The sequence below is a fragment of the Jezberella montanilacus genome (genome assembly GCF_003003055.1).
Taxonomy (GTDB): Bacteria; Pseudomonadota; Gammaproteobacteria; order Burkholderiales; family Burkholderiaceae_B; genus Zwartia; species Zwartia montanilacus.
Map to the genome: position 1 here is coordinate 124,604 of NZ_PVTV01000017.1, position 11,235 is coordinate 135,838.

Here is an 11,235-nt window from a genome sequence, read left to right on the forward strand (position 1 = left end):
CACGCTATGGCTACTTCGTTCAAAGGCAATAAAAGTTTTCTGCCAAGTAAACAGTGTGTTGTCTGTAAAAAGGAAATGACTTGGCGTAAAGCTTGGGAAAAGAATTGGGACACGATCAAATATTGCTCCGATCGTTGTCGGGCTCAAAAAACGAGCTCAAGGACTTTTACGTCGTGACGCCTCTGAGCTTACTCACCACGGCAATTTTTCACCCGAGTAGGTCAGAAAGCTGCCCGAATCCTCTTTAGTCAGCCCGTCAATAACCTTGAACATGTCAGCGACCGCGTCACTTGCAGGACGACCAATCTGTTGACCGCGAAAGGGTTTTGATAAATCAGAGTTGACGGTGCCAGGATGCAGAGCAATCAACACAGCATTTGGCTTTGTCCTGTCTAATTCAATCGCTGCCGTTTTGAGCAACATGTTTAAAGCAGCTTTTGACGCTCGGTAGCTGTACCAGCCTCCCAGGCGATTATCCTCGATGCTGCCGACCTTGGCAGACAAGGTCACCATGACGCTATGCTGAGGATCCAGCAACTTTGAGAAATGACGAAGTGTCAAAGCCGGGCCGATCGCATTGATTTGCATCATTTGATGAAGCTGCTCGGCATTAAGATCATCCAATCTCTTTTCGGGCATGAAGCTATCCGAATGTAAGGCACCAATCGTGTTAATGATGAGTTGAAAAGGTGCTTGAGTAGCCAGCGATAGAGCAGATGATTCAATAGACGCCGGGTCGAAGTAATCGATAGGGGGATGGGTTTGACGGCTTAATCCGGTCACCGCAGAGCAATCAGGATGTTGTTCGAGTAGATCCATGAACGCCGTGCCGATCGTCCCAGAGCAGCCAACGACCAGAGCGCGAAATGGTTTGGATAATGTTGCCATAAAAGCTTACAGCCTTATATCGGTTGAGGGTTTGTGACCAAGGTTAAACAATACGCCGTAAACTAAGTCAATGAATAGCCAACTTCAAAAATTGACGCTTTTTTATGATGGGCTCTGCCCGCTGTGTCTTGCGGAGATCCGGTTTTTGTCGCGACGTAACGAAGCAGGGTTGTTGGATTTCATTGACATCAACTCGAGCCAATTTGAAGCCAACTCGGTTGGTGTGTCGTGCGAGCAGGCACTGGCGGCGATGTACGGTCAATATGCAGATGGACAATTGATCCAAGGGCCTGCTGTTTTCGCTGCCGCCTATCAGCGTGCCAGCTTATCGTTTTTAGCTTGGATTTTCTCAAGAAAATCGTTACAACCCTTACTTGAACTGGCCTATCAATTTTTTGCCCGTAATCGGCATAAAATTTCTCAACTAATCGGGCCATGCGCCTTATGGCTTGAAAGCAAGACGAATAAGACAAAAAAAAGCTAGACGAAGAAGACACATAAAACTAAAAAAATTGGCAGACATGATTACTGACAACGAATTAAACAAAAAACGACTCGACAACATACGTGAATTCGTTCGCGACCTCGCGATCCCGGCCGAAGCGCTGGTCGTTGAACGCAATCAAATCCCTGAATCTTTGGTTGAGGTGATGAGAGCCAATGGATATTTTGGCTGGAGCATCCCCGAAGAGTTCGGCGGCAGTGGGCTAACCACCGAAGAGCTCGCTCTGGCAAATATCGAGATCTCTCAAGCAGCGACGGCATTTCGAGCACGGGCAGGTACGAATACAGGGATCGGCTCTGAGGGCTTGGTTCAAGATGGCACCCCTGCTCAAAAAGCTAAGTGGTTGCCTAAGCTCGCATCGGGTGAGATCACAGGATGTCTTGCTCTGACCGAACCAGAGGCAGGTTCAGACGCTACCTCACTTAAGACGTCCGCGCTTCTTGACGCCAACAACAAGGGTCGTTTCCTGATCAATGGTACAAAACGCTACATTACGAACGCACCTATTGCGGATCTTTTTACTGTGTTCGCCAGAACTGATCCTGATAATTTAGGTGCTCGTGGGATTTCGGCATTTCTCATACCCAAAGACCGAGTAGGCATTACCGCAGGGCCTGAGCACAGAAAAATGGGGCAAGCGGGTTCACCAGTATCAGAGGTCTATCTAAAAGATGTACATGCAAGCTTTGACGATGTCCTGGGTGGGCAATTAGGGGCCGGGTTCGCGACCGCCATGAAGGCGCTCAATAAGCAGCGCATTAACCTGGCGGCACTATGTATTGGACCAGCCATTCGTCTGTTGGATGAGGCCTTAGATCACGTCAAGCGACGCACTCAATTTGGGCAACCCATCGGAGAATTCCAGTTGGTTCAAGCCATGATCGCAGAAAGTAAGGTCGAAATCGAGGCGGCCAAAGCACTTGTGCTGGAGACCGCTCGCGCCCGTGATCGTGGCGAGGACATTACGACGCAGGCGTCCATCTGTAAATACTTCGCCTCCGAGATGTGTGGTCGTGTCGCTGATCGTGTCGTGCAGATTTTTGGCGGAGCTGGCTATTGCGCCGATATTGGTGGGCCGATTGAAATGCTTTATCGGGATGTTCGTTTGTTTCGCCTCTACGAGGGAACCAGTCAGATTCACTTGTTAAATATCGCCAAGAGGATCATGAAATAACATGCTCGAGCACAGTGAACAGGTCACTACGATCAAACAGCGGGTGCGCCACTTCATCGAAACGGAGGCGATACCTAGAGAAGATCCCGCTATTGCGCATGATGTGATAGCGCTGGATCGAGTAGCCAGTGAGCTAAGGCAGATCGCCATCGATCATGGCATTTACGCCCCTCAGTTACCAGAGTCACTGGGCGGTCTTGGCTTATCGTGGCGCGATCTTTCAGTGGTCGTTGAAGAGTCCGGACGTAGTTTTCTTGGCCCTATCGCCATGAACTGTGCTGCCCCAGATCAACCAAATATGTTGACGCTGATGGATTGTGCTAATCCCGCTCAACGGGAAAAATATTTAGCCCCTTTGATCCAGGGGGAAGTGAGATCATGCTTCGCCATGACCGAGCCTGCGCCTGGCGCTGGCTCAGACCCCGCTATGCTGAAAACCAGGGCTGAACGGCGACACGGCAAGTGGGTAATTAACGGCAAAAAGTGGTTTATCAGTGGGGCCGTCAATGCCCACTTTGCACTGGTGCTTGCCCAGACCGCTGAGGGCGCGACGCTATTTATTGTCGAGACTAATAATCCCGGCTATCACTTGATCCGGAATATCCAGAGTATTGATGGTTATCAGATCGGTGGTCACGGCGAAATTGAATTCGTCGACTGCGAAGTCAGCGATGACGCGGTGCTAGGTGAAGTGGGCCAAGGTTTTCGTTATGCTCAAAAACGCTTGGAGCCCGCTCGCTTGCTGCATTGCATGCGCTTTATCGGACGAGTATCCAGAGCCATGGAGATTGCTCAACGTTACGTCACGACGCGCTCCTCATTTGGTGAGCCGCTGGCTGACTTACAACAAGTCCAGGCCATGGTTGCTGATTCTCATATTGATTTATATGCGAGCAGATTGATGACGTGGGATGTGGCGCAAAAGCTTGATTTGAACCAACCGGTGAAGCACGAATCGGCGATGACCAAGGTTTTTGTGTCGGAAGCGCTATATCGGGTTGCGGATCGCGCAGCACAAATGATGGGGGCACTCGGGATGTCTGAAGATTCACCCGTGTCGATGATCTTACGTGAGATGAGGCCTTTCAGAATTTATGATGGCGCCTCAGAAGTTCATCGAGCGACTTTGGCGAGACGTATTTTAAAAACAAGTATGCGACCTTAACGAGGGGTGCAAAAAATATGAAAAAGTTGATCCTCAAGTCGATTAGCCTGCTCGTCGTGGCGATTATGGCGGTTCCAGTTCAAGTGCACGCTCAGGATTGGCCAAATAAGTCGATCCGATTCATTTCGCCTTTCGCACCGGGTGGATCGAACGATATTGCTACGAGAGTCATTGCCGAGAAGCTGTCTCAAAAGCTAGTACAGCCCATCGTTGTCGAAAACAAACCTGGCGCGAACACTCGGATTGCGTCTGACTTGATTGCAAAGTCTGATCCGGATGGCTATAACTTCTTGATGGTTGCAGCACCACACACCACCAATCCTGCGCTTTACGGCAAACTGCCTTACGACACGTTGCAGGATTTCACACATATCGTTCAAGTTGTTCGGGCACCGCTGTTTTTAATTGTGCCGGCCAACTCTCCCTATACTAATGTCAAACAATTTTTAGATGCATCGGTCAAACAAGAGATTGGGTTCAACGTTTCTAGCCCGGGCAACGGAACAGCTCCCCATCTCGCACTCGAAGTCCTGAACTACATTGCCAAAGCAAACTTAAACCACATCCCGTACAAAGGTGATGCGCCTGCGGTGACTGACGTACTTGGAGGAAGGGTGGAGGCCGGTATACATCCTATCGTTGCGCCCCTGCCGCAAATTCAATCGGGGCGCATTCGTGTGTTAGCGGTCTTCGGTGATCACCGCTCGGGATTGCTGCCCGACGTGCCATCAATGGGCGAGTTAGGCTATCCGGATACAGGCGTTTACACGTGGTTTGGCTTAGTAGGCCCAGCCAAGCTGCCAGCCGACATGGTTAACCGGCTGAATCGAGACATCAATGATATTTTGGCTCAACCAGAGGTGACGGCCCGCTTTGTTGCATTGGGTATGGAGACTGTCGGCGGGACCTCACCGAAATTCACCGACTTCGTCCGCGCCGATATTGACAAGTGGAAGGATCTGGTTACCAAGAGGAACATCAGGCCAGATTAGTCTGAACTGCCGGTATTTGAGCCATTTTTCGCTCAAAGTGTTTTTGAATGGCTCAGATACAGTTCAGATTTAGCCTAAATGGCTAATTAGCCAGACAATTCTCAGCTTGATCAGTTATTTGCTAACTGTGAGGGCGATTAACATTTCGGCTGAATCATCCCGTTTATACAAAACCAGACTCTTAGGGGTATTTAATTGAGCACGCTGCGACCAATTGCTTTTGTTCTTGCAAGTACCAATCACGGCACCATGTTGGTCAACAGAAATGACTACGTGTTGAAGGGTAACGCGGGATACGGGATGGGTTTTCAATTGTTCAACACGTCTTCCTTTGATCCGACTGAGGTTGGTTTAGCTATTCAATTATTGATGTCAAGGCGAGCTAGCTATGGCGATGGAGTGGTCGCGATTGACTGCGGCGCGAACGTCGGGGTGCACACGATTGAGTGGGCAAAAGCGATGTACGGTTGGGGGGATGTGATTTCCTTCGAAGCGCAAGAGCGAATTTATTACGCACTTGCGGGAAACGTCGCGATGAACAATTGTTTTAATGCCAGACCCATCTTTGCCGCAGTCGGTGCGCACAGTGGTTCAATACCGGTACCGTCGCCAAACTACCTCTTGCCATCTAGCTTTGGCAGCTTGGAAATCAGAAAAACAGCGACGACTGAGTTTATCGGACAGGACGTCGACTATCGACCAGAAAATTGCATTCAGACTCGCTTGATGTCGATTGATGAGCTTAACCTTAAGAGACTGGATTTCATCAAAATTGATATTGAAGGAATGGAAATGGACGCCTTGATCGGCGCTGAAAATTCCATCAATCAACACCGTCCACAGATGCTGATCGAGAAGATCAAATCAAATGAAAATGATATCCGTCACTTTTTGACCGAGCATGGGTACAAAGTCATGGCTATCGACATTAACTTATTAGCTATTCATTCGAGTGATCCCGCGTCAATCGAGATCAAATGATGAGTACCACTGTTAACTTCAATCCCTGGCCGATGGATGATCAAAATGAGTGAAATTTGTATTTCGAATTTGGTTTACGGTGAGTCGTACACCAGTATTTTTTTGAATTTCCATTTAAAGTCATTACTTGAAAATCTCTCAGCGAACAATCCTTTTACCAAGTCTTACTATTTAATTTTCACTGCTGAGAGTAATGTCGCGACGATCGAAGCACATCCCAATTACAAAGAACTAAAAAAATATTTGAATGTATTTTTTTTAAAAATCCCAGACCATGAACTCACCTACAACGCACGTTATCAAATTCAAGGCACCCAATTAACAAATACTGCCCAGTTTGCTGTGACAAACAATTTGCTGATGTACATGGCTACGGCAGATCATTATTTTGGGCCTAACTTCTTTGAGAAGGCCCTAGCTTATTTCGATCAAGGCTTTGACGCACTCGTGCATCAGCCAATCCGGTCAACTTATGAAACTGCGGCGCCATCTTTGATGGGACCTCAAATAACCATTGACGAATTACTAGAGATTGGCCTAAACAATTCGCACCCGGTTTGGGTGACGGAAAACTGGGATAGTCCGAATTTTACTAAATACCCCTATCAAATAACTTGGTCGGATGACAGGTCGGTATGTCTAAGAGGCTTTTCGCTTGGGATAACGATTGTTGTTGCTAAGGACTGGATGACAACGGTGGGAGGATGCACAGATATGACTTTCTTGCCGCACTTGACGAATCCTTATTTCTCAAAGGATTGGTCAGAGCTACCCATGATTGAGTTATGTCATTTGATAAGTTTTTATCCGCCATTTTCTACCAAGAGGGCCAATGCTAAAGAGATTGCCGACTGGGCTAAAACGGCGGTGCCGCCTGATAATTTTAAAAATCTGTCCAAATACATCATCTTCAAAAAAACGACGGATCCCGTGAACCCCGAGCTAATTACCAGATCCGAAGTCATCGCTAAAGAAATTATGGCTTACGGAGGCCTTGATGTTAAATAGTTTCAGTAAATGCCCAATTTGTTACTGTGACGTCAAACTTTTTGACGTAGTCGATTTTAATAAGAGCTGTGAAGAAAACAGAGGTAAATTCCTACCCCTGGCAGGTATCCCGATTTACTACTCTCGCTGCACAGTTTGTTCGTTTACGTATGCACCAGAGTTCACCTCATGGACCGAGCAGGACTTCCTCGAAAAAATATATAACGACGAATATATCGAGATTGATCCTGATTATCTTGAGGTAAGACCGGGCGCAAACGCCAAGGGTCTAAGTGATATTTTTAAAGGTCAGAGCCAGCATATCCATCATCTCGATTATGGTGGCGGTAATGGTCGAATGAGTGATCTGTTGAAGGCCGAGGGCTGGCAATCTAAAAGTTATGACCCTTTTCCGAAAAATGATATTGATTTAGCTACGCTCGGAAAATTCAATCTGATCACTTCACTAGAAGTGTTTGAACATGTACCTGATGTCCAGGCGTTAATGGTAAATCTGACCACAGCGCTGGCAGATGATGGCTTGATTTTGTTTTCAACCCTCATTACCGATAACGATATCAAACCAAATCAGCGAATGACTTGGTGGTATGCCTCACCCAGAAATGGCCACATCAGTTTGTTTTCCCGACAAAGTCTGATGATGCTGGGTGCAACATACGGCCTTAACCTCGCCAGTTTTAGTGATGGATTTCACTGTTTCTATAAAAACGTTCCCGCTTGGGCTTCTCACATCATAAAAACGGCCTAACGTGCTACCGTTACGCCGTTTAAATTTCTAGTAGCTGACGAAGTGGGTCACATCACTTCGTCTAGTTTTAACTAAAGCGTTCCATCCTCTCTGCCAGATCCTTTGAGTAAGCCGCCACAGCTTCTTGGTCACTGTCTATAGGAGACCAGGAAGCCCAAAGTGTCTCTTCTCTATTGAACGGCCCAGGAGTTGCCTCGTGTATGACCAGCACATCACTTTTCATGATGATGGTGTGAAAAACACCTTGGGGAACTCGTACGAAAAAGTTTTTATTTGAACTTTTTGATCCCAAGGGTACGATTTCTATGATGTTGCCGTCATCATCGAAAAAGACAAAGTCAGCCTCGCCCTCGAGAATATGAAGTGATTCATCTTTGCCGATATGTTTGTTGGCTCTGACATAAGTCATGCCGGTATAAACGACAAACATTTCATGCAATAAATCGTCATCGGTTTGATGCACGCAGAGCCTGATTCGCTTGCGAGCTGTTTTGTACACTTCAGATTTGAAGTATTCGAGATCCGATCGTTTAATAGATACGACGCCTGGTTTAGCCCGGCACATCTCCTCAGTGATACGCTCGTACTGACAGCCTTGAACTGGCTTGACCGGTTGTGTCGTGTGAAACGCTCTGAACTGATCTGTTTCGGTTGACGTTTTATAATCAGGTGACCAGGAAGGGAATACTGTACTGGCTTTGTCAAAAGGACCAGTACAAACTTCGTGCGCGACAGCATGATCAGAGTACAGTACGAGAGAGTGATTTAAATTGCCCGGAATACGGCAATAAAATGGTAAATCGCTCTCGTAGTTACCGAGACGAACGTCGTCGATTTGAACGCCATTATCATCAAAAAATATATATTTTCCTGCGCCGTCAATCATGTGAAACGATTCGTCCCTGTTCACATGGTGGCTTGGCCGGACATAGCTTGATCCATCGAAGGCGATAAACATTTCTTGCTGACGATCTGTCGTAGCGTCGTGCATACATATTCTGGCTCGTTTCGTTGGCGACTGCTCGATAGCAGCGACATAGTCCTGTAGCCCTTCGTACGATATGTGCGGGAATCTTTCAAGGTTCTGCCATACACCTTCAACTAGTTTCTTCGTTTGAATCTTAGACATTTTTAACCCCACAACAGACGACAAAAAGATAGTTAGCCATTTTTAAAAAACCCGTATGCACGACCTCATCGTTCATTGAGAAAAGAAGAACACTGTTGAAGTACTCCTGATACAGTTTCTTCAAATCCTCACCATTCTTGCAGTTCACATGTCCCTCAAGAGACCCAGGCGAAGCGTATTTTTGTGATTCAAGCGAGGGACAGCCTATGATTACCATCCCATCAGGTTTAATCGATTTGATGAGATTTTCGATATAGCGACGCTCGTTGCTTGGATCAATGTGTTCGAAAACATCTAGTGAAAACGCGGCATCAAATTTATCGCTCTGGTATACGGGCTTTTCAACAATGTCGTGGACAGCGTAGGAGACATTCCATTTGTCGTTTGGCTGAATGCGATCAATACAGTCTTGAATAAAGATCGGATCAATATCTGTTGCAAGCACATTGGGCACAACTTGGCGAACCAGCCTTGTACCAAATGCGTCAGCACAACCAATCTCAAGCGCTGAATTCACCCCACTCAGCATTTTTGACACAAACTTATAACGAGAAAGCACGAAGAGCAATCTCTTAGGATCGTCCACCCAGACTTGGTTGCTCATCAGACCAAATTTTGCGCGTCCGAATTGTCTTTCCACTTCGATACAGTGGTTGTATTGCGGTTCTACTGTGCTCATTTCTTGATAATCCTTATCGCTGGGAATGGAATAACAAAAACACCACCTTGATCGAGAAATTCTTTATTTCGTTCAACAATTAGATCTGCAAAGCGCCATGCCGAGATAATTACCGTTTTGACGTGATGCTCAAGTAAAGCGCTAGCTGGTAAAACAGGCAACATGAACCCAGGACTCAGGCGCTGTTGGCGAACTGGATTATCATCAATAATGAGCGACCCATACTGGTTAATATCTAACATATAGTTCAGAACTGTTGCCGTAGCAGCTGCGCCGTATAACGCAATTTGTCCCTGACGCTGAATGACGTCTTTGCAAATCAAATGAAGCTCGGCTTTTATCTGTTCAACCTGTTTGGCCAGCTTTTTGAAGTTTGCTAAATCGTACAGTCCTGTCTCTAGCTCCTCGGTGATCATTGCCTGCACAACTGGTAACTCAGCGGCTGGGGATGATTTCTTAACCGCGTAGCAGCGAATGCTGCCGCCCTTGGTCGCCACACGGTCAACATTCACTAGTTTTAAGCCGCACAGTTCAAGAAACTGCTTGAGTGGCTTAATGCTATGGTGGCAAAGATGTTCGTGATACACGTAATCGATCACGGACTTGTCCACTAAATCTTTTAAATACGACACCTCAAAAACAAAGGTGGCATTATCAGTCATCAGTGTTTCAACAGCTCTCGCAAACTCTTGCAGGTTATCAGCGTGAGAAAAAACATTATTGGCCGTGACAAGATCGAACTTACCGTATTTCGCTGTGACTTGCGCAGCAGTGGCTTTGTTCAGATAACCAACATGCGTCTCGATTCCATGATTTCTCGCAATTTTTGCTACCGCCTCTGACGCATCTACCCCCAGGACAGAATGGCCAAACGCTTTGAATTTGCCGAGCAGTAAGCCATCGTTGCTGCCTACATCTAGCACTTTAAGCGCCTTCGGTTGATTCAAAAACCGCAAAACCACCTCTACATATTTGCCAAAATGCTCGTCTAAATCGGGTGAACTACTCGAGGTATAGATGTAGTTGCCGAACAAGATATCTGGATCTACAACATCCAACAACTGAGCATGGCCACACGCCTGACACATGTATAGATCCATCGGAAAAGCGGGTAATACTATTTCGGCGTCGCCCGGCAATCTGTAGTTATCGACAGGAGGCATACTTGGCATTTTGAAGGCAATCGATACGTCAGGTGAGTCACATAATCTGCATGTTGTTCGTGTGTAAAACATGTATCAGCCTATTAAAGTTTCTTGAAAAATATTTGAAATGCCACCATCTAACGACATAATCTGCCCATTAATCACGCTCGCTGCGTCAGAAATCAAAAAAGCAGCGAAATCAGCCAATTGATCTAAATTAATCAGCTGGTTCATAGGGTTATGTTCTTTCAGCGTGCGAAACCAATGTTGCTCTCTCTCTGAATACTCACTGAGGGGATACTTTAAAAATGAACCAAGCTCTATTGCATTAACGTTATATTTTTGGCTTTCTTTAGCGACTGAGAGGTACTTAACCAAGGATACCTGAGCGCTTTTAGTTAAGTGATACCAAAGAGGTAGCTGTTTATTGATCAATCTGTGATTGACTGACGTAAGAAACACCACTGAACTTAATTGTTCAATCTCTAGCTGCTGCAGTATTTCAACTATTTTGGCGCTCGACTGAACCTCTGTTTTTAGCGCCAGACTGAAGTGGTCAGCAAACTCTACTAAAGGCCTGTATCGTTGACCAAAGATAATGCCACTGGGTGGATACAACTGACTAAGACGTGTAATCGGGTCGAGTAGTTTGTTGGGATCCGCCAAGTCAATCGCCTCGTGAATCTCATCGGCAACAGCTGTCATACACTCAGCACGTCTATGCAACGATATGATTTGATACTGCGCACTTAGCTTCTCTGTCAGCCGGTTGCCAATTGCTGAGCCTCCTCCAACTATCCATAAGTTTTTTTTCATGATGA

Annotated in this window: 13 protein-coding genes; 8 read left to right on the forward strand and 5 right to left on the reverse strand. The window is 46.5% G+C overall.

What is annotated here, in order from left to right:
- Positions 1–6 precede the first annotated feature (6 nt).
- Positions 7–177: a DUF2256 domain-containing protein gene (locus tag BCM14_RS13735; protein WP_106228619.1), complete on the forward strand. Its 171-nt coding sequence runs from the start codon at positions 7–9 to the stop codon at positions 175–177.
- Positions 178–192: 15 nt separating this feature from the next.
- Here the strand turns inward: BCM14_RS13735 and BCM14_RS13740 are convergent, their stop codons facing one another.
- On the reverse strand, positions 193–888 hold the full coding sequence (locus BCM14_RS13740) for an SDR family NAD(P)-dependent oxidoreductase (protein WP_106228620.1): 696 nt from the start codon (positions 886–888) through the stop codon (positions 193–195).
- A 70-nt stretch (positions 889–958) separates the two neighbouring features.
- On the opposite strand from BCM14_RS13740, the gene BCM14_RS13745 reads away from it, so the two are divergent.
- The 7 genes from BCM14_RS13745 (at position 959) to BCM14_RS13775 (ending at position 7,461) form a co-directional block, all read left to right on the forward strand.
- On the forward strand, positions 959–1,372 hold the full coding sequence (locus tag BCM14_RS13745) for a thiol-disulfide oxidoreductase DCC family protein (protein WP_106228621.1): 414 nt from the start codon (positions 959–961) through the stop codon (positions 1,370–1,372).
- 37 nt (positions 1,373–1,409) lie between these two features.
- Positions 1,410–2,567, forward strand: coding sequence for an acyl-CoA dehydrogenase family protein (locus BCM14_RS13750; RefSeq protein ID WP_106228622.1), 1,158 nt, complete (start codon positions 1,410–1,412; stop codon positions 2,565–2,567).
- Between the two features lies 1 nt (position 2,568).
- Positions 2,569–3,732, forward strand: coding sequence for an acyl-CoA dehydrogenase family protein (locus tag BCM14_RS13755; RefSeq protein ID WP_106228623.1), 1,164 nt, complete (start codon positions 2,569–2,571; stop codon positions 3,730–3,732).
- Positions 3,733–3,749: 17 nt separating this feature from the next.
- Entirely contained in the window at positions 3,750–4,724 is a 975-nt protein-coding gene (locus BCM14_RS13760; protein ID WP_106228624.1) for a Bug family tripartite tricarboxylate transporter substrate binding protein, read from the forward strand.
- A gap of 195 nt (positions 4,725–4,919) precedes the next feature.
- Positions 4,920–5,705, forward strand: a complete 786-nt coding sequence (locus tag BCM14_RS13765; protein WP_259673640.1) for an FkbM family methyltransferase — start codon at positions 4,920–4,922, stop codon at positions 5,703–5,705.
- A gap of 45 nt (positions 5,706–5,750) precedes the next feature.
- Positions 5,751–6,713, forward strand: coding sequence for a hypothetical protein (locus BCM14_RS13770; RefSeq protein WP_146129785.1), 963 nt, complete (start codon positions 5,751–5,753; stop codon positions 6,711–6,713).
- Entirely contained in the window at positions 6,703–7,461 is a 759-nt protein-coding gene (locus tag BCM14_RS13775; protein ID WP_106228626.1) for a class I SAM-dependent methyltransferase, read from the forward strand. The genes BCM14_RS13770 and BCM14_RS13775 overlap by 11 nt, the downstream gene beginning before the upstream one ends.
- 67 nt (positions 7,462–7,528) lie before the next feature.
- Here BCM14_RS13775 and BCM14_RS13780 read toward each other — a convergent pair whose 3' ends face one another.
- The 4 genes from BCM14_RS13780 to BCM14_RS13795 are packed head-to-tail and all read right to left on the reverse strand — an operon-like array spanning position 7,529 to position 11,230.
- The gene (locus tag BCM14_RS13780) at positions 7,529–8,590 is read right to left on the reverse strand and encodes a WbuC family cupin fold metalloprotein (RefSeq protein ID WP_106228627.1); all 1,062 of its coding nucleotides are present in this window, start codon (positions 8,588–8,590) and stop codon (positions 7,529–7,531) included.
- A complete protein-coding gene (locus BCM14_RS13785) occupies positions 8,583–9,269 on the reverse strand; it encodes a class I SAM-dependent methyltransferase (RefSeq protein ID WP_106228628.1) in 687 nt (228 codons plus the stop codon). Before BCM14_RS13785 ends, BCM14_RS13780 begins: the two co-directional genes overlap by 8 nt.
- On the reverse strand, positions 9,266–10,504 hold the full coding sequence (locus BCM14_RS13790) for a class I SAM-dependent methyltransferase (RefSeq protein ID WP_106228629.1): 1,239 nt from the start codon (positions 10,502–10,504) through the stop codon (positions 9,266–9,268). The genes BCM14_RS13785 and BCM14_RS13790 overlap by 4 nt, the downstream gene beginning before the upstream one ends.
- 3 nt (positions 10,505–10,507) lie before the next feature.
- Entirely contained in the window at positions 10,508–11,230 is a 723-nt protein-coding gene (locus tag BCM14_RS13795) for an SDR family oxidoreductase (protein ID WP_106228630.1), read from the reverse strand.
- Positions 11,231–11,235 lie beyond the last annotated feature (5 nt).